The sequence below is a fragment of the Nonomuraea africana genome, assembly GCF_014873535.1.
GTDB lineage: Bacteria > Actinomycetota > Actinomycetes > Streptosporangiales > Streptosporangiaceae > Nonomuraea > Nonomuraea africana.
The window spans coordinates 8,972,838-8,990,703 of sequence record NZ_JADBEF010000001.1 but is presented as its reverse complement, the minus strand read 5'-3'; the positions used below and the strand labels follow the sequence as shown (position 1 = coordinate 8,990,703).

Below are 17,866 nucleotides of genomic sequence, written 5' to 3'. Positions count from 1 at the left end.
CACGGACCACAGCGGGCATTGACCGATTCCGACGCGGCTTGAGATGGTCCGGGCGATATGCCATCCCCTGGCCCTTGACACAAGAGGCGGACGGCTCTCGGTCGTATCGAGAGAGGACTGGCCGGCTGCTGGTGGCCTCACCACGAAGCCAGGGTCGCGGCTGCCAGCGGTGTCCCGACCGAGGCGGCCTGTGGAGCCTGCATTCAAGCTTGAGCGAATCGAAGGCTGGTCGACCGGGATGGACATACCCGCAGCCACCGGCTGGACAACAGGCCGGGTGGCTGCGGGTACGTCCATTGATTGGTAGCCGAGTTGGCTACGGGGCAGGAGAGCTGATGACCGGAGCCTGGCCCGGTGCTTCATCGCGGCCATTGCCCGAGACGATGGTGATCGCGCCGGACGGGCACACGTGGGCAGCCTGGCGGGCTGTCGCGTCATCCCGGGATGGCGGTGCGGGGTCCAGCAGGATCACCCTGCCGTCCTCGGTGTCCTGGTCGAACACCTCGGGAGCGGTCAGGACGCACATGCCGGCGCCGATGCAGCGCTCCCGATCCACGCTGATGGTCACTTGCTTCGCGTCTGGGAACCGGATGGGCAGAACTCGGCCTGAAGCACATTCTTGATCGTGTCGAGCGAGTTACGCTGCGCATATCGGTCGATGTTCATGTTGGTGGTGAGCAGGCGCTTGGCGTCGCGGGTGCCCATCGAGAAGGAGAACCCACCACTGATGGCGCCGCCGATGCCCCAGACCGTTGCACCGCATGACAGCTCCCACGAAAAGACGCCGAGGCCGTAGGTGGTGTTGGGCACCCATGGGTCAATCCAGGTGCCATCTTCTGTCTTGACCTTGGTCTTGACCATGGTGAACATCTCCTTCTGCTGGGCGGGCGGGAGAAGCTTGCCACGCAGCAGCGCGCTGGCGAACCGGTCGAGATCGCCGACCGTGGAAACGATGCCACCGGCCGCCCAGTAGGGGGTGGCACTCTGCTCGGTCACGTCGTAGATCTTGGCGTCGTCTTCGGCCGCGAACAACGTCGAGTAGTGCCGCGCGTGCGGTCCACGTATCTTCGTCTCCTGGCCGGGCAGGTACGTCCCGGTCAGGCCCAGCGGGCGGACGATCCGCCGCGAGATCTCGTCGGCGAGTGTGTTGCCGGTCACCTTCTCGACGATCATCCCGGCGAGGATGTAGCCGGTGTTGGTGTACGTGAAGCCGTCACCCGGTTTGTCGAAGTAGCGCTTGTTGCGCAGGCCGATCTTCACGAGTTGCTCGGGCGTGTACTTGTCGTAGCGGTGCTCGAAGAACGCGGTGCCGGAGAACTTGGCGAACTCCTCCTTGTCGTTGCCGTAGTTGAAGATCCCGCTGGTGTGGTTGAGCAGATGCCTGATGGTGATCGTGTTGCCGTCGTTGCCGTTGCCGTGGACCAGGCCGGGCAGCCACTTGTCCACGGTGTCGTCGAGGCTCAGCTTGCCTTCGGCCTCGAGCAGCAGCACCACGGTGGCGGTGAACGGCTTGGCGACGCTGCCGGCGCGGAACCGCTCGTGCTGCTGGCGCTTGCGACCGGTTCGGGTGTCGGCCACCCCCGCCGAGCCGAACCACCGCCCGCGAGGGTCGCGGACCTGGGCGATCATGCCGGGAACACCGCGGTTGGCCACCGCCTCCTCGAGCGCTTTCTGGACCTGGGCGTGGTCGGGGGCGTCCGCCGCCGAGGCCGATGCCGTGGGAGCTGCCATGGCGCTGCTCGCCACCGTCGCCGCGGCGACGAGCAGGCCGATGCCGAGCCGAGCCGGACGTGAAGTCATGCGGGTCTCCTTGTTGGGGTTGCGTGAGCCGTACGAGATCGTGGTGAGTTTCATCGGTTACGGCTCCCAGGTGACCGGGAGCCGGTGCACGCCGTAGATGTCGGAGTTGGTGCGCAGCGGCACGTCCTGCGGCGGGACGGCCAGGCGCAGGGTCGGGAATCGGGTGAACAGCACGGGATAGGCGACGCGCATCTCGACCCGGGCCAGTTGCTGGCCCAGGCACTGGTGGATGCCGTGGCCGAAGGACACGTGCCCGCTGGCCTGCCGGCGCAGGTCGAGAGTGTCGGGGTCGGCGAACTTGGCCGGGTCGCGGTTGGCGGCCTGGACCGACAGGGCGACCGTCTCGCCGGCCTTGATCAGGTGACCGTCCAGCTCGACGTCCTCCAGCGCGGTACGCGCCCCGGTGTGGGTGATACTCAGGTAGCGCAGCAACTCCTCGACGGCCTGGTCGGCGATGCCCGGGTCGTCGCGCAGAGCGGCGAGCTGGTCGGGGTGGCTGAGCAGGGCGAAAGCGCCCAGCGCGAGCATGTTGGCAGTGGTGTCCAGGCCCGCGCCCAGCAACAGAGCCCCGATGTTGGCGAGCTCCTCGTCGGTGAGGTCGCTGGCGGTCAGGTCGCTGAGCAGGTCGTCGGTCGGGGTGACCCGCTTGGCCAGCACCAGCTCGTGCAGATATTGCTGAAGCGCAGTGAAGGCGGCGTATTTCGCCTCCGGTGTGGCGTCATGGTCGTTCAGGGTGGCCGCATGACGCTGGAAGGTCTCACGGTCCGCGGAGGGGACGCCGAGCAGCTCGCAGATCATCAGCGCGGGGATGGGTTGCGCGTAGACCTGCACCAGGTCCACCGGTCCGCCGTGCCGTTCCATGGCGTCCAGGTGTTCGGCGGTGATCCGCTCGGCGCGGACGGTGAGCTCGCGCATACGACGGACAGTGAACCTGCCGGTGAGCAACTTCCGGTAGCGGGTGTGCTCGGGCGCGTCCATCCCGATGAACATTCCGGGCGGAGCCGGTGGGGCCGGTTGCATGGCAGCCGCTCCGGGCATCGGGGATCGCATGAGGTCGTGCCTGGAGCTGAAGCGGGGGTCGGCCACCACCGCGCGGACCAGGGCATGACTGGTTGCCAGCCAGCCCACGTGCCCGTCCGGGAAGACCATCCGGGTGATCGGCTGCTGCTCGCGTAGCCGTGCCAGCTCTTCAGGGGGATCGAAGGGACAGCCCGAGGGGCGTGTCATGGGTAGCCCTGCCAAGGCTGGGAGGGGCGGGGTCATGTCGTTCCTTCCGAGCGAGTTTCTCGTCGCAATCTTCAGGGCGCGAGAAAGGCTATGTTGCGTTCACACTTCCGTCAATCTAATGAAGCCCTTATTTCCGGCATCCTCGCAGTTCAGTAGCCATTATTTATTGCAACAACATGAAGGTGAATGCAATTCAATCTCTGTTTTGAGTTGCAATGGGCTGTGTGTGAACGCATAGTGTCATCGGCCCGCACATCCATCACGCCGAACAGCAGCAGGAGAACGCCAATGCCAGGAGGCAGGCTCACCCGCCAGGACCGCCAGCACATCGCCGCCGGACTGGCCGAAGGACTCACCTACGCCGAGATCGCCAGACACCTGGCCCGACCCACCTCCACCATCACCCGGGAGATCACACGCAATGGCGGCCCGGGCGGCTACCAGCCCAATCGGGCACACCAGGCCGCTGAACGGCGCGCTCGCCGGCGCAAGTCAATCCCCTCCCCGACGGCGCCTGCCGCCACCGACGCACATGGGCGTGACCCCGAATCAGTCCGCACCTTCGAGGAACGATTCGCCTCGCTGATGGTCAAGACAGGGCTTCCCCGGATGACGGCCAGAGTGCTTGCCTGCCTCTACGCCACTGACACCGGCAGCCTCACCGCCGCTGACCTGGTCCAACGACTTCGCGTCAGCCCGGCATCGGTCTCCAAGGCCATCGGCGATCTCGAAGGGCAGGCACTGATCCGACGCGAGCGCGACCCCCGGCGACGACGCGACCGCTACGTGATCGACGACGATGTCTGGTACCACGCATGGATGGCGAGTGCCCGGATGAACGCCATCCTGGCCGACGCCGCCGTCCAAGGAGCCGCGACCTTCGGCACCGACACACCCGCCGGCGCCCGGCTGGAGGACATGGGCCAGTTCCTCGAGCACATCGGCCACGACATGACCCGGGCCGCCGAACACTGGCGACAGGTCTTCTCCACCCGCCGAACGAAAGACCGTTAGTACAGCGGGGCGATGCGCTGGACGCCGGAGGCCACCCCTTCGCTGAGCGGAATCACCAACGCGGCACTCAACGCTGATGACATGACGAACCGCCAGCGAACGCGTTCGCCCGTGGCGAGCGCGGCGGGATCTCGAGGACCCGCACGTCCGTCTCGCCTCGAGTCTGAGAGGGTGATCTGGTGCGGATTGCGTTGCTCGGACCGGTGCGAGTCCTCGACGACCACGCGCATCGGGTCGAGGTCGGCGGTGCGCGGTTGCGCGTGCTCGTGGCCCGGCTGGCGCTGAAAGCCGGCCGGGTGGTGACCTCCGACGCGCTCATCGACGACCTGTGGGACTCCGAGCCGCCCGCCGACTCGGCCAACGCGCTGCAGGCCCTGGTGTCGCGGCTGCGTAAGGCGCTGCGCGGGGTGGCCACCGTGGAGTCGGTCCCGGGCGGCTACCGGCTGGCGGTGCGGGCCGAGGACGTGGATGCTCTCCGCTTCGAGGAGCTGGCCGCCCGGGGCAACCGAGAGCTGGAGGCCGGGCGGGTGGAGGCAGCCGCCTCCCTGCTCGGCGAGGCGCTGAAGCTGTGGTCGGGCGAGGCGCTGGCCGACCTACCGGACCTGCCGTTCGCCCGGGCCGCCGCGCTGCGGCTGGACGACCTGCGCGTCTAGGTCGCCGAGGACCGCTTCGAGGCTGCGCTCCGGCTGGGGCAGCATGCCGAGGTGCTGGCCGAGCTGGAGGACGCCGGTGCGCGGCATCCGCTGCGGGAGCGGCTGGCCGTACTGCGGATGCGGGCGCTCTATGCGGCTGGGCGGCAGGCCGACGCGCTGACCGTGTACGAGCGGACGCGGGCGGCGCTGGCCGAGGAGCTGGGCGTCGACCCGTCGGCCGAGCTGCGGGAGACCCACCTCGCGGTGCTGCGCGGCGAGCTCGAGGCGCCCACGCGGGCGGCGCCGGGGCGGCTGCCCGCGCGGCTGACCAGCTTCGTCGGGCGTGAGGACGAGCTGGGGCTGCTGGCCAGGCTGCTGGAGGCGTCGCGGCTGGTCACCATCGTCGGGCCGGGCGGGGCCGGCAAGACGCGGCTGGCGCTGGAGGCGGTATCGCGGCACCGGGCCCACAAGCGCGGCCGGGTGTGGTTCGTGCCGCTGGCCGGGGTGAGCTCGCCGGTGCGGCTGGCCGACGCGGTGCTCGGCGCGGTCAGCTCACGGGACCTGAAGCCGCCCGAGCAGCGGGTGGTCGCGCAGGGGATGGACCCGGTCGACAGGGTGGCGGACCTGCTGAGCGTGGGCGAGGCGGTGCTGGTGCTCGACAACTGCGAGCACCTGGTGGGCGCCGCGGCCGACTTCGGGCGGCGGCTGCTGGACCGCCTGCCGTGCCTGACGATCCTGGCGACCAGCCGGGAGGCGCTGGCGGTCACCGGCGAGGCGCTGTGCCAGCTCGCGCCGCTGGCGGAGCCGGCGGCGGTGCGGCTGTTCGTGGACCGGGCGAAGGCGGTACGGCCGGCCTTCGAGCTGGACGCGGACACCTCGGGGCCGGTGGCGGAGATCTGCCAGCGGCTGGACGGGCTGCCGCTCGCGCTGGAACTGGCGGCGGCCCGGCTGCGTTCGATGGGGGTCGACCAGATCGCCAAGCGGCTCGACGACCGCTTCCGGCTGCTCACCTCGGGAGACAGGGCCGCGCTGCCGCGCCAGCGGACCCTGGCCGCGGTGGTCGAGTGGAGCTGGGAGCTGCTGAGCGAGCAGGAGCGGGCGCTGGCTCGGCGGATGTCGATCTTCCCTGACGAGGTCGGGGGCGCGGCATTGGAGGCGGTCTGCTCCGATGACGGGACGCTGCCGGTCGAGGACGTCGTCTACGTGCTGGGCTCGCTGGTCGAGAAGTCGATCGTGCAGCGCGACGAGCGCTACCGGATGCTGGAGACCGTGCGCGCCTTCGCGGCCGAACGGCTGCGCCAAGCCGGCGAGCGGGAGGCGGTCTCCGCCCGATTCGTGGGATTCTTCCGGCACCTGGTCGAGGAGCAGGAGCCGGGGCTGCTCACGCACGAGCAGGTGAAGGCCAAGGGTGTCTTCGAGAGCGAGTACGACAATCTGGTGTTCGCGCTGCGCGCGGCTATCGACGGGGGCGATTCGGCCTGGCGACTGCTCGGCCCGCTGTGGCTGTACTGGAACGCCCGCTTCGACGCCCGCTCCGACGGCTTCGTGGCCGAGGTGCTGGAGTTCGGCGACGCGCTGCCCGATTACGTCCGGGCCGCATTCACCGCGATGCACCGGCTGGCCAACAACAGCGGATCGTTCCCCGAACCCGCCGTGGTGCGCGCGGTGATCGAGGACGTGTACCGCACCAACGCGATCGACCACTACCCGATGCTGTCCGTGGTCGCGATCGCCCCCGCGTACCTCTTCGGCTTCGACGACCTGCTCGAACGCGAGCTGCCCCGGGCGAAGAACCACCCACACCCGTGGGCCAGGGCGGCCGCCTACTGGGTGGACTCCTTTGTCCGCACCGACCGCGGCGACTGGCGGGGCGGAGCCGAGACGCTGGCCGCCACGCTGCGCGAGTTCGAAGGGGTGGGCGACCGCTACGGGCTGGCGATGACGCTGATGAGCATGGCGCGCGTCCACTCCGTCCAGGGCGAATACGGCGAGGCCGTCGCCGCCGCGGAGCGCGCCGTCGCCCTCGCCGCCGAGATCAGCTCCAGCGATGAGGTCATGTACCGCTCCTGGCTGGCCGGCCTGCGCATCCGCGGCGGCGACCCGGAGGGTGCCGCGCGAGACGTGGAGGCCGCCCGCCGCCGGGTGGTGGATCGGGCCCAGCCGTACTCGGAGATTGAGCTGCTGCTGCGCCTGGCCGACCTGCACCGCCGCTCGGGCGAGGTGGACCGGGCCGACCAGATGCTCGACCGGCTGGAGGCGTTCTCGCGGGAGATGTCGATCCCCGTGGAGGTCACCGCGGGGCGGGTCGCCTCGGCCCGGATGGCCAATCTGCTGACGGCCGGAGCGGTCGGGCGGGCGCGCGAGCTGCTGCCCGCCGCCGTCGTGGCGGCCTTCGGCATACAGGAGCCGGCCCTGGCGGCGGAGCAGCTGGCCAGGCTACTCCTGCTGGAGGGCGACCCGGTCGGCGCGGCGACCGCGCTCGGGACGAGCCAGGCCATCCGCGGCGTGTTCGACCGGGGCGAGCCGGAGCTGCGTGAGCTGGTGTCGGAGCTCACCGCCCGGCTCGGCGACCAGGAGTACGGCGAGATATACCGCCGCGGTGCCGAAACGCCCAGGCAGGAGGCCCTGAACCGGCTAGCTGAGATGGCCTGACAGGAGCGCGGGCGGCCTATCAGGTCGCTGTCAGGCCCGGCGGAGATCGTGGGTGGCGTTGGAACTCCCCCACCCTGAAGGAATCGCCATGACCACCACGTCCGTGAACGTGACCGCGCGGTCGCTGGCACCGGATCTCTCCCGCGGCTTCATGCTGTTGCTGATCGCGCTGGCGCACGCGCCGGCCCTCGTCGCCGACTGGGACGCCGGGCCCGCCTGGCTGACCGGCACCGCCAAGTTCGTCAAGTCGCTGGTCGCCGACAACCTGGCGCGCGCGATGTTCGTCTTCCTGTTCGGCTACGGGCTGGGGCAGATGGCCCGGCGGCAGACCGAGTGGACCTCGTTCCGAGGGCTGCTGAGGCGCAGGGGCTTGTGGCTGATCGTCATCGGGTTCGCGAACACGGTGATCCTGGTGCCGATCGACATCGTCGCGGTGTACGGGCTGACGCTGCTGGCGATCGCGCCGATCGTGCGGGCCAGGGACTCGGTGCTGCTGTGGACGGCCGGCGTGACGCTGCTCCCGGCGACCCTGATGCTGGCCTGGCAGAGCGTGACCGCGCTGACCGCGGCCGCGGCCGGCACGCCGATCACCATGGCCGAGTACATGGAGCCTACGCTGGGCCTGCACCTGGTCGCGAGCATCCCGTCCTGGCCGGTCGAGACCGCGCTGTCCACGATCATGGTGGTGCCGGGCATGCTGGTCGGCCTCTGGGCCGCGCGGCGCAAGGTCCTGGACGAGCCGGAGCGGCACCTCACGCTGCTGCGCCGCGCCGCGGTGATCTGCCTGGGCGTCGCCGTCGTCGGCCGGATTCCCGCCGCGCTGATGCTTGCCGGGGTGTGGCCGGTCACGTCCACCCCGGTGACCTGGCTGGCCGCCTTCGCGCACGTCCTGACCGGCTACTTCGGCGGCATCGGCCTAGCCGCGCTCGTCGGGCTGATCGCCCACCGGATCGGCCGCGACCGCGGGCGCGTCACGCTGGGGCTGTCGGCGCTCGGGCAGCGGTCGCTGACCTTCTACCTCTTCCAGTCGGTCGTGTGGGTGGCGCTGTTCTACCCGTTCGCCCTCGACCTGGGCGACGACATGAACCTCCCGGCCACCTTCGGCGTCGCGGCCGCGGTCTGGGGCGGGTCGATCCTGCTGGCCGACTGGATGCGCCGGGTGGGCTACCGCGGGCCCGCGGAGATCCTGCTGCGCCGCCTCACCAACCGCTGAGAGACGAGGAATCATGCATGCCATCCAGGCAACGAGCCTGCGCAAGTCCTACGGCGAGAAGGTCGTGCTCGACGGCATCGACCTCGACGTCCCGCAAGGAACGATCTTCTCCCTGCTCGGGCCGAACGGCGCGGGCAAGACCACCGCCGTCCAGATCCTGTCCACGCTGGTGCGCGCTGACGGCGGCCAGGCGCGGGTGCTCGGCCACGACCTCGTCGCCGAGGCCGACGCGGTCCGCGCCGGGATCGGCGTCACCGGGCAGTTCGCCGCCGTGGACGGGCTGCTCACCGGCGCCGAGAACCTGCTCCTCATGGCAGACCTGCACCATCTGGGCAGGGCCGAGGGCCGCCGCCGCACGGACGACCTGCTGGAGCGCTTCGACCTGGTGGAGGCGGCCAAGAAGCCCGCCTCCAGCTACTCCGGCGGCATCCGCCGGCGGCTGGACATCGCGATGACACTGGTCGGCGAGCCCCGGCTGATCTTCCTGGACGAGCCCACCACCGGGCTCGACCCGCGCAGCCGCCACAACGTGTGGCAGCTCATCCGCGACCAGGTGGCCCATGGGGTCACCGTCTTCCTCACCACCCAGTACCTGGAGGAGGCCGACCAGCTCGCCGACCGCATCGCCGTACTGGACGGCGGGAAGCTGGTCGCGCAGGGCACGCCGGAGGAGCTCAAGCGGCTGGTGCCGGGCGGGCACATCCGGCTGCGCTTCAGCAGCCCCGAGGCCTTCGAGAAGGCCGCCCTGACCTTCGGCCGCCGGGTGCTGCGTGAGGAGGACGCGCTGGCCCTGCAGGTGCCCAGCGACGGCAGCTCCCGCTCGCTGCGGGCACTGCTGGACCGGCTCGACCAGTACGCGATCGACGCCGACGAGCTGTCCGTGCACACCCCCGACCTCGACGACGTCTTCTTCGCCCTCACAGACAAGGACCGAGTCCGATGACCGACTCCGTGACCATGCTGCGCCGCAACCTGCTGCACGCGCTGCGCTACCCCGGCATGACGATCTCCGGGCTGGCGATGCCGATCCTGATGCTGCTGCTGTTCGTCTTCGTCTTCGGGGGCGCGCTCGGGGCCGGGCTGAGCGGTGGCGCCTACGTCGACTACGTCACACCGGGGATCATCCTGATGGCGGCCACGTCCGGGTCCATGGCGACCGCCGTGGGCGTGTGTGTGGACATGACCGAGGGGATCATCAACCGATTCCGCACGATGGCGATCTCCCGGGCCTCGGTGCTGACCGGGCACGTCGTGGGCGGGGTCATCCAGACCATGATCAGCATCGTCCTGCTCATCGGGGTGGCGCTGCTCACCGGGTTCCGGCCGACCGCCGGGGTGCTCGGCTGGCTGGTGGCGCTCGGGCTGCTGGCGTTGCTCACGTTCGGGCTCACCTGGATGGCCGCGGCGCTCGGGCTGGTCACCAAGACCGCCGAGTCGGCCAGCAACGCAGCGCTGCCGCTGCAGTTCCTGCCGTTCCTCGGCAGCGCCATCGTGCCGCCCGAGTCGATGCCGGCCGGTGTGCGCTGGTTCGCCGAGTACCAGCCCTTCACGCCGATCATCGAGACCCTGCGCGGCTTGCTCATGGGCACGCCGGTCGGCACCACCGGCCTCGTCGCGGTCGCCTGGTGCCTGGGACTCGCCCTGATCGGTTACGTATGGGCCCGGGCGAGGTTCAACAGAGCCTGAAATAGTGAAATATAGGCTTATTTCGGCTGCGGTCGTGGGGCTCGCGGTCGGCGGCGTGCTCTCAACCTCTGTGGTCATTGCACCTGGACACCCTTGGGATCGCGCGACGGGTCGTCCTGCCACCCGCGCACGGCCTCGACCAGGGCGTCCTGCACGGTGGGGGTGAGGGTCCGCAGCAGGGCCTCGTCCACCATGCTTCACTCCGTGACGGTCGAGGGCGCGGTCAGGAACGGGCGCACCTCGAGCCACTCGTGGATCGGCTTGGCACCCGCGCCCGGAGCCGCGGACAACTCGGCGGCCAGCTCGAGCGCCCATTCGTAGGTCTCGACGTCGATCACCATCCAGGCGGCGATCAGGTCCTTGGTCTCCGCGAACGGGCCGTCGGTGACCGGCGGCCGCCCCTCGCCGTCGTAGCGGACGAACGCGCCCTCCGGGAAGAGCGCCTGACTGTCGACGAACTCGCCGGTGCCCTCGAGCCGAGCGGCGAAGTCCCGCATGTACTGCACGTGGGCTGAGAGCTCCTCCGGCGTCCACTGGTCCATCGGCACGTCGTTGACAGATGCGGGCGCGCCCCGGTAGTGCTTGAGCAGCAGGTACTTGGCCATCATGTTCTCCTTGGTGCGATACGGGCCATTGTGGCCGTGTTCACTCCGGGGACGTAGCCACGCGGGTTCTCGACATCCCACCGTGAAATTTCCGGGCGGACTTTGTGATCGGCACGCGGTACGGCCGGCGGGGTGGGCGACTGGCACTCGTCCCGCCCCCGGACCAGTTCCTGACCCGTTGCTCGGGCGTCATCTCGTAGGCGCCGGTCGCTTTGAGATGCTCCTGCGACTCGAGCGGACGAGGTCCGTCCGGAGTCCGCACCATCGCTACCTCGACTCGGACACCCCGAAGCGCGCCGAGTTCCAGAACCTGCCCCTGGCCGTCCCCGCCTCTGGAGGGACCTCCGCCCTCCAGGTCAACGGAGGAGCATGCGGGTGTTCACCGGCACCATGGCGGCTTGCAGGACGGGCGGGCACAGCAGGTCACGGTCTCAGAGGTCCGCTCGGGGCCGCCATCCTCCGAACGGAGGATGGCGGCCCTCGTCCGTCTGCCGAGGATTCGCGCACTGTCGCACGATTCGGTGACCACGGCCCTCCTCGCACACTCGGTGAGAACTCATCGAGCCGAGGAGAGAACATGGTTGCCACCCTGGGGTCGCGGCCGGTCGGGGAAGGCGAGCGCCAGCTCGCCCCCGACCTCGCCAGAGGGGTCATGCTCGCGCTGATCGCCGTGGCCAACTCCGCCGCCTACCTGTACGGCCGGCCGTACGGCCTGCGCCAGCACATCATCGAGCACGACCTGCCTGGCCGGGTGACGGCGGCGCTGTCCATGACGTTCGTCGACGGGCGGGCCTACCCGATGTTCGCGGCGCTGTTCGGATACGGGATGGCGCAGATCTGGAAGCGGCGGCGGGATGACACCGAGGGGCGGCGGGTCCTGAAGCGGCGCAGCCTCTGGCTGCTCGCGTTCGGGGCGGTCCACGCCGTGCTGCTGTTCTCCGGAGACGTGCTCGGGATCTATGGCCTGGTCGGGCTGGCCCTCTGCCGGCTGCTGCGCGTGCGTGACCGGACTCTGCTGGTCCTCGCCGGAGCCTGGCTCGTCCCCGTCGCCCTGCTGTCCGCGTTCGCCTACAGCACGCCCAACGGCACACAGCAGCGGACCATCTTCTGGTCTCTCGCGGTCGAGGACCCGCTGACGGCCCTGGCGTTGCGGCCGATCGAATGGCTGATAAGCCCGATCGGGATGACGGGCGTGTTCACCGCCGCGCTCCTGGGCGTCTGGGCGGGACGGCGCGAGCTGCTCGCCGTACCGGACAGGCTGGTACGGCGGGCAGCGGTGTGGGGACCGATCGCCGGGGCGCTCGGAGGCCTGCCGCTGGCACTGGCGGCGACCGGCTTCCTCGGGGTGGACGAGCCCGTCGCTGTGATGGCGCTCAACGCCGTCCACATGGTGTCGGGCATCGCCGCCGGGCTCGGATACGCCGCCCTGATCGCCTTGCTCGCGCGGCGCATCGGGGCGCGGCGCGGCCTGGTGGTGAGCGCGCTCTCGGCCTGCGGCAAGCGCTCGATGACGTGCTATCTTCTCCAGTCGGTGGTGTTCGTGGCGCTTTTGCCCCCTTATACGCTCGGGCTCGGCGGGCAACTGGGATCCGCTGCCACAGTCGGACTGGCTGTCGCCACCTGGGCCGCGACGGTGGCCGTGGCGGAGTTCATGCGCAGGGCGGGAATGCGCGGGCCCGCCGAGACGCTGCTGCGGCGCCTGACCTATCCGCGAGGGTGAGCGAGGGCGACGTGCTACGGCTGAAGAACTGGGAGAGGGCCTGGCGTGCCCTGCCGCTGTGCCTTCTCGTCGTGGCGGCCCTGATCACGGTGACCGACTCGTCGGCGCCGGCGCACGACCGGGCCATCACGACCGCGCTGGCCGCCGCCGTGGCGCTGTGGCACTGGTGGATGGTGATGACACACCCGGACTGGCCGGAGCGGGCGCTGGCGCCGATGGCGGGGTACTTCGCCGTCCTCCTTGTGATGGCGTGGGTGCTGTCCATGCGCCACCCGGCGTACGGGCTCCTGGTGCTCGCCTGCTTCCCCACGGCCTTCGCGACACTTCCTGGCGGGTACGCCTACCTCGGCGTGGCCGCCACCGCGGTCGTCGTCGTAGGCGGCCCGTATGCCCTGCTGGACACCGCGCGCCCATGGTCGATCGCGTCCGCGCTCGCCGGAGCGGTGCTGGCAGCGCTCATCGGCTGGAGCATCAGAGCTCTGGAGGCCGAGATCGAACGCCGCCACGCCGCCAACCGCGCCTTGGAGAGCGCCAACCAGGCGCTGGAAAGCGCGAATCTCCGCCTCGCCCAGCTCGGTGAGGAGAACGCCGAACTGCAGGGCAGGCTGCTGACCGCCGCCCGCCAGACCGGTGTGACGGGGGAACGCAGCAGGCTGGCCAGGGAGATCCACGACACCGTCGCCCAGGGCCTGGCTGGTATCGTCACCCAGCTCGAGGCGGCCGAGGAGGCCGCGAACGACGCCGAGGCCTTACGGCGCCGCTTGGCCGTCGCGCGGAACCTGGCCAGGGAGAACCTGTCGGAAGTCCGCCGATCCCTGGACAACCTGCGCCCCGGGCCGCTGACGGGAACGACGCTGCCCGAAGCGCTGTCGGCGCTGGTATCCGGTTGGAGCGCGGTGAACGAGTCGCCCGCCACGCTCACCGTCACCGGCACCGCCCGGCTCCTGCACCCCGAGGTCGAGGTGGCCGTCTACCGGGCCGTCCAGGAGGCGCTGGCCAACGTGGCCAGGCACGCCGGAGCACGGAAGACCGGCGTCACCCTGTCGTACATGGAGGACGTAGTGGTAGCCGATATCCGGGACGACGGCGTGGGATTCACGCCCCCCGAGGCCGGCGGCGCGGGCTTCGGGCTCACCGCCATGCGGCAGCGGGTCGTCAGGCTGGCCGGCGACGTCGAGGTGGAGTCGGCTCCCGGTCAGGGCACCGCGATCAGCGTGACGATCCCGGCCATCCCCGCCGTGACTGATCAGGAGGGGCTGTGAGCGTACGGCTGGTGATCGTGGATGACCACCCCGTGGTGCGCGACGGCCTGCGCGGCATGTTCGTCGAGCAGGCCGACCTGGAGGTGGTGGGCGAGGCGGAAGACGGCGAGCGAGGGCTCGCGGTGGCGATGCGGGAGCGTCCCGACGTGGTGCTGACCGACCTGCGCATGCCCGGCCTCGAGGGCGCGGAGTTCATCCGGTTGCTGGCGGAACGGGTGCCGTCCGCGCGCGTGCTGGTTCTGACGACCTATGCCGGTGACGATGACGTGCTGCCGGCGCTGACCGCGGGCGCGATCGGCTACCTGCTCAAGGACTCCCCGCGCGAAGAGGTCTTCCGCGCCGTCCGGGCGGCGGCGGTAGGAGAGACGGTGCTGTCCCCCGCCGTGGCCGCCCACGTGCTCAACCGCGTCCGCACGCCCGCTCCGGCCGACCTGAGCGAACGCGAACGGACGGTCCTGGATCTGGTCGCGCGTGGCTGCACCAACAAGGAGGCAGCCGCCGCGCTGTTCATCAGCGAGACAACCGTGAAGACCCACCTGGCGCACATCTACACGAAGCTGGGCGTCTCCGACCGGGCCGCGGCCGTGGCCGCCGCCTACAACCGCGGTCTGCTGCCACGCCAACGGTGAGGCCCACTCCGCCCCTGATGGGAGTCCCCCTCATCACAGTAAATCCCCGGTCCGTCGTTCCCGCCGCGTGGGTGCCACCGGAATACGGCGGAGTTCGCGCTGCTTGGTGGGGGTTTCCGAGGGTTCGGGTGACATCGACCGGACGGCGTACCCGAGGTTCACGCGGGCGGTGTTGGCGGGGGAACTGGCGGAGGTGTTCACTCCGTCGGATGGCGAGGAGGAGTGGGCCCGCGGCAAACGCACGATGATCAGCCCGACATTCCCGCAGGAGCAGGACGCACTCGGTCCTTCGGCCTGGCTGGAGGGTGTCCCGCCGGGGAAGGTCGCGCATTTCGCGGTGAGGCGCGAGTGACCGGCGTCGCGGACCTGCGCACGGTGCTGGATGAGGACAAGCGGCCCACGCTGATCGTCACCCCGCGCACGGTGCGGACCGAGGTACGGGACGACGTGGTGACGATGTCCTGCAAGCGGATCGCGGCGATCCCCAGAAGGGCCGCGACCAGTTGGAGGCGTTGCGGGAGATCCATCGGGCGGAGTCCGCGCGCCTCTTGGGCGTCCGACCTGACAAAGCACTACTAGAGCTTGCGGGCGGCCCAGTGCCTGGCAGCGCTCGCGATATCCGGTTGCCGGCTGCCCCCCCGGGCGTTGACCACCTCGGCGTGGACGTGGATGAGCGCCTACAGGAGGTTATCCCGGTCCGTGCCGGGGCGGGGCGTTATCAGCACCTACTGATCGTCCCAGAACATAGGCGGGTTGAGCTGCTGGCTTCTTTAGCCAGCCGACGCTGAGGGCCGAAAGGTGAGCTGTGGCCCGCAGTCCGCTGAAGGAGCCCGAGGACCGACTGGCCGGCGAGGCGATCGTATTCTCGGTGGAGACGCTGTCGGCGACGCCTCGCCCCGCAACCCCCTGACCTGCGACGGAGGCTTATCGTTCAATTCCGGCCGGATGGTCCAACTGCCGCCTGGGAATCGGGCAGTTCCGATCGCCGTGCGGCACCTACTGGGGTCACGCGGGAAACACTCCCGGTCACACCACGCACAGCGGCTTCTCCGAGGACGGCCGCCGCGGGATGGTCGTGCTCACGACGTTGTGGGCGCCCAACGAGAACGCGCTGCCGGTGGAGAAGCTCATCAATGACGCGATGGACCACCTGATGTGCGACACGAGGTGATCGGAGGTCTTTTCGGGTACGGCTGGCGCGTCAGCCGTACCCGAAGGCCTCGCGTACTACGATCACGCGGCAGGAAAGGAAGTAAGGGTGCTCACCATCGGCCAGCTCGCCGCGCACGCCGGCGTGACCGTGCGCGCGGTGCGCCACTATCACCATCTCGGCTTGCTGGCCGAACCCGAGCAAGACGCCTCCGGATACCGCCGCTACGACGCCGCCGCCGTGGTGGACCTGATCCGGATCAAGACCCTGGCCGATGCCGGCGTCCCGCTCGCCCGCATCGACGATCTCTTGCACGCCGGGCCCGGGCAGTTCGCCGAGGCCGTCACCGAGATCGACCGCTCGCTCGCGGAGAAGATGGAGCAGCTTCGCGAACGCCGCAAGCGGATCTCCGAGCTGGCCGCCGGAGATCGGCTGTTTCTGCCAGCCGAGGTCGTGCAGCTGCTCGATCGTGAACGCGCCCTGGGCGTCGGTGAGAGCCTGGTGCTTCTGGAACGCGATGTCTGGATCATGGCTGCGGCCCAGACGCCTCATGCCATACCCCAATGGCTGGCCGCCAAGAACGCCGCGCTCGACGATCCGGCCTTCGTCGAGCTGTATCGCACGATGTCCTTTGCCCTGGGCTGGCCGCCCACCGATCCGCGGCTGCCCGGATTCGCCGAGCAGATCGCGGCATGGCACGCGCGCAATTTCGATCGGCCCGCCCCCGATCCCGCCGCCCCACTCGACCTGATGTTCTCCCACGTCCTGCAGTCGTCACCGACGCTACGACGGCTGCTGGCGTCCAGCGATGCAGACCTGCCACCTTCGTCGGCGCCTGCCACAGAGAGCGACCGTTTTCCTCGCGAGCCTTGAGCAGGCTGCGCTCCTGGTAACTGACCTGGAAAGACCTCGCGGAAAAACTCCCGAATGTCGCCGATCAGCTTCGACGACGTCCTGCCCGCCACGTCCTGGTCGCTCACCGACCTTTCGACCACCGAGTCCGGCGCGATCTGTCTGATCTACGACCGGCTCAGCAAGGCAGGCGAACTCCCTTCGGAGGGCGAAAGTACCTAAGCGCGTCAGATTCCCCGTCGTTCCCGTCTGCGTAATTTGGTGGTCACAAGAGAGAACGACCACTGAGGAGACAGCCATGAGCGACATGAACGAGCTGGTCCAGCGCTACCTCACCGCGTGGAACGAGACCGACGCCGCCGCGCGGCAGGCCGTGCTGGCGGAGGTCTTCGCCGAGGACGCGGTGTACACCGACCCGCTGGTCTCCGTCAAGGGCAGGGACGGGCTCGACGCCACCATCGCGGCGGTCCAGGGGCAGTTCGGCGGGCTGGTCTTCAGCCTCGGCGACGCCGTGGACGCCCACCACAACATCGCGCGGTTCACCTGGCACCTCGGACCTGAGGGCGCCGAGCCGATCGTCATCGGCTTCGACGTCGCGGTGATCGGTGACGACGGGCGGATCAGCCAGGTGCTCGGCTTCCTCGACAAGGTGCCGGCCGGAGTCTGAACATCTCGGGGAGACGGCCGGTTTGTACCGCTCATCCAGGAACAAAGGAGGAACCATGACCGCCTACGTCATCGCTCACCTGCAGGACGCCGCTCCGCACCCGGAGATCGCCGAGTACATCGAGCGCCTGCCCGGGACCTTCGAGCCGCACGGCGGCCGCTACCTCGTGCACGTCACGCAACACGAGGTGAAGGAGGGCAGCTGGCCCGGGAGCGTCGTGATGATCGGCTTCCCCGGGATCGCCGAGGCGCGGGCCTGGTGGGACTCACCCACGTACCGGGAGATCGCACCGCTGCGCTCGCGGCACATCGAGGGCGACATCATTCTGGTAGAAGGCGTCCCCGAGGGCTACGACCCGGCTGCCACCGTAAAGGCGATGCGCGAGGCACTGCCCGCCGAGTAGCGGCCAGGTCAAGCGGTGACGTCGTAGTTGAAGCCGAAGGCGCGCACACCGGTCTCAGTACGGGGCCGGTGGCTCGTCTTGGGCCCGAAGGCGACGTAGGTGCCCGGTCCGTGGGTGCGGTCGCCCTCGATGAGCTCGCCGCTCACGACGAAGTACGCCTCGCCGTAGGTCTCATGGACATCGAGGTCCGGCCATTCGACGCCCGGAGCGAGGTCGATCACCCACGTCCTGATCCCCGGCATGCCCGGGAGCATCCGTACGTGGACACCGGGGCCCAGCTCGATCGGCGTGACCTCATCGACGTCAACGGGGAGAATTTGCCCCGGTAGCACCTGCTCCATCATTGAGGCAGGA

At 69.7% G+C, this 17,866-nt stretch carries 17 protein-coding genes and 1 pseudogene; 13 read left to right on the top strand and 5 right to left on the bottom strand.

What is annotated here, in order from left to right; genetic code table 11:
- Nucleotides 1-316: 316 nt before the first annotated feature.
- Genes H4W81_RS42990 through H4W81_RS42980 form a run of 3 tightly spaced genes read right to left on the bottom strand, consistent with a single transcriptional unit; the run spans nt 317 to nt 3,027 of the window.
- Entirely contained in the window at nt 317-568 is a 252-nt protein-coding gene (locus H4W81_RS42990; RefSeq protein ID WP_192780048.1) for a ferredoxin, read from the bottom strand.
- The gene (locus tag H4W81_RS42985) at nt 565-1,800 is read right to left on the bottom strand and encodes a serine hydrolase domain-containing protein (protein ID WP_192780047.1); all 1,236 of its coding nucleotides are present in this window, start codon (nt 1,798-1,800) and stop codon (nt 565-567) included. Before H4W81_RS42985 ends, H4W81_RS42990 begins: the two co-directional genes overlap by 4 nt.
- Before the next feature lie 57 nt (nt 1,801-1,857).
- The gene (locus H4W81_RS42980; protein ID WP_420538734.1) at nt 1,858-3,027 is read right to left on the bottom strand and encodes a cytochrome P450; all 1,170 of its coding nucleotides are present in this window, start codon (nt 3,025-3,027) and stop codon (nt 1,858-1,860) included.
- A 288-nt stretch (nt 3,028-3,315) separates the two neighbouring features.
- On the opposite strand from H4W81_RS42980, the gene H4W81_RS42975 reads away from it, so the two are divergent.
- The 6 genes and pseudogenes from H4W81_RS42975 (at nt 3,316) to H4W81_RS42955 (ending at nt 10,224) form a co-directional block, all read left to right on the top strand.
- Nucleotides 3,316-4,041, top strand: coding sequence for a GbsR/MarR family transcriptional regulator (locus H4W81_RS42975; protein WP_192781382.1), 726 nt, complete (start codon nt 3,316-3,318; stop codon nt 4,039-4,041).
- Between the two features lie 179 nt (nt 4,042-4,220).
- Nucleotides 4,221-4,931, top strand: a pseudogene (locus H4W81_RS48135) (AfsR/SARP family transcriptional regulator); the annotation flags it as partial.
- Nucleotides 4,932-4,937: 6 nt separating this feature from the next.
- On the top strand, nt 4,938-7,325 hold the full coding sequence (locus H4W81_RS42970) for an ATP-binding protein (RefSeq protein WP_318782531.1): 2,388 nt from the start codon (nt 4,938-4,940) through the stop codon (nt 7,323-7,325).
- Between the two features lie 88 nt (nt 7,326-7,413).
- Nucleotides 7,414-8,538: a DUF418 domain-containing protein gene (locus H4W81_RS42965; protein ID WP_192780045.1), complete on the top strand. Its 1,125-nt coding sequence runs from the start codon at nt 7,414-7,416 to the stop codon at nt 8,536-8,538.
- Between the two features lie 13 nt (nt 8,539-8,551).
- The gene (locus H4W81_RS42960; protein WP_192780044.1) at nt 8,552-9,481 is read left to right on the top strand and encodes an ATP-binding cassette domain-containing protein; all 930 of its coding nucleotides are present in this window, start codon (nt 8,552-8,554) and stop codon (nt 9,479-9,481) included.
- Nucleotides 9,478-10,224, top strand: coding sequence for an ABC transporter permease (locus tag H4W81_RS42955; protein ID WP_192780043.1), 747 nt, complete (start codon nt 9,478-9,480; stop codon nt 10,222-10,224). The genes H4W81_RS42960 and H4W81_RS42955 overlap by 4 nt, the downstream gene beginning before the upstream one ends.
- 197 nt (nt 10,225-10,421) lie before the next feature.
- On the opposite strand, the gene H4W81_RS42950 is transcribed toward H4W81_RS42955, so the two are convergent.
- Entirely contained in the window at nt 10,422-10,829 is a 408-nt protein-coding gene (locus tag H4W81_RS42950) for a YciI family protein (protein WP_192781381.1), read from the bottom strand.
- A gap of 577 nt (nt 10,830-11,406) precedes the next feature.
- Here H4W81_RS42950 and H4W81_RS42945 point away from each other — a divergent pair.
- From H4W81_RS42945 to H4W81_RS42915, 7 genes are all read left to right on the top strand, one after another.
- The gene (locus tag H4W81_RS42945) at nt 11,407-12,549 is read left to right on the top strand and encodes a DUF418 domain-containing protein (protein WP_192780042.1); all 1,143 of its coding nucleotides are present in this window, start codon (nt 11,407-11,409) and stop codon (nt 12,547-12,549) included.
- Nucleotides 12,546-13,811: a histidine kinase gene (locus tag H4W81_RS42940; protein ID WP_192780041.1), complete on the top strand. Its 1,266-nt coding sequence runs from the start codon at nt 12,546-12,548 to the stop codon at nt 13,809-13,811. Before H4W81_RS42945 ends, H4W81_RS42940 begins: the two co-directional genes overlap by 4 nt.
- Nucleotides 13,808-14,440 carry a response regulator gene (locus H4W81_RS42935; RefSeq protein ID WP_192780040.1) on the top strand — a complete coding sequence of 211 codons (633 nt, stop codon included), beginning with the start codon at nt 13,808-13,810 and terminating at the stop codon, nt 14,438-14,440. Before H4W81_RS42940 ends, H4W81_RS42935 begins: the two co-directional genes overlap by 4 nt.
- A gap of 1,258 nt (nt 14,441-15,698) precedes the next feature.
- Nucleotides 15,699-16,463, top strand: a complete 765-nt coding sequence (locus H4W81_RS42930) for a MerR family transcriptional regulator (RefSeq protein ID WP_192780039.1) — start codon at nt 15,699-15,701, stop codon at nt 16,461-16,463.
- Between the two features lie 54 nt (nt 16,464-16,517).
- Nucleotides 16,518-16,664 (top strand): hypothetical protein, encoded by a 147-nt coding sequence (locus H4W81_RS42925; RefSeq protein ID WP_192780038.1) that lies wholly within the window; start codon nt 16,518-16,520, stop codon nt 16,662-16,664.
- Nucleotides 16,665-16,740: 76 nt separating this feature from the next.
- Nucleotides 16,741-17,109, top strand: a complete 369-nt coding sequence (locus H4W81_RS42920) for a nuclear transport factor 2 family protein (protein ID WP_192780037.1) — start codon at nt 16,741-16,743, stop codon at nt 17,107-17,109.
- A gap of 55 nt (nt 17,110-17,164) precedes the next feature.
- Nucleotides 17,165-17,512 carry a DUF1330 domain-containing protein gene (locus H4W81_RS42915; RefSeq protein WP_192780036.1) on the top strand — a complete coding sequence of 116 codons (348 nt, stop codon included), beginning with the start codon at nt 17,165-17,167 and terminating at the stop codon, nt 17,510-17,512.
- 8 nt (nt 17,513-17,520) lie between these two features.
- On the opposite strand, the gene H4W81_RS42910 is transcribed toward H4W81_RS42915, so the two are convergent.
- Nucleotides 17,521-17,856, bottom strand: coding sequence for a cupin domain-containing protein (locus tag H4W81_RS42910; RefSeq protein ID WP_225959060.1), 336 nt, complete (start codon nt 17,854-17,856; stop codon nt 17,521-17,523).
- Nucleotides 17,857-17,866: the final 10 nt, after the last annotated feature.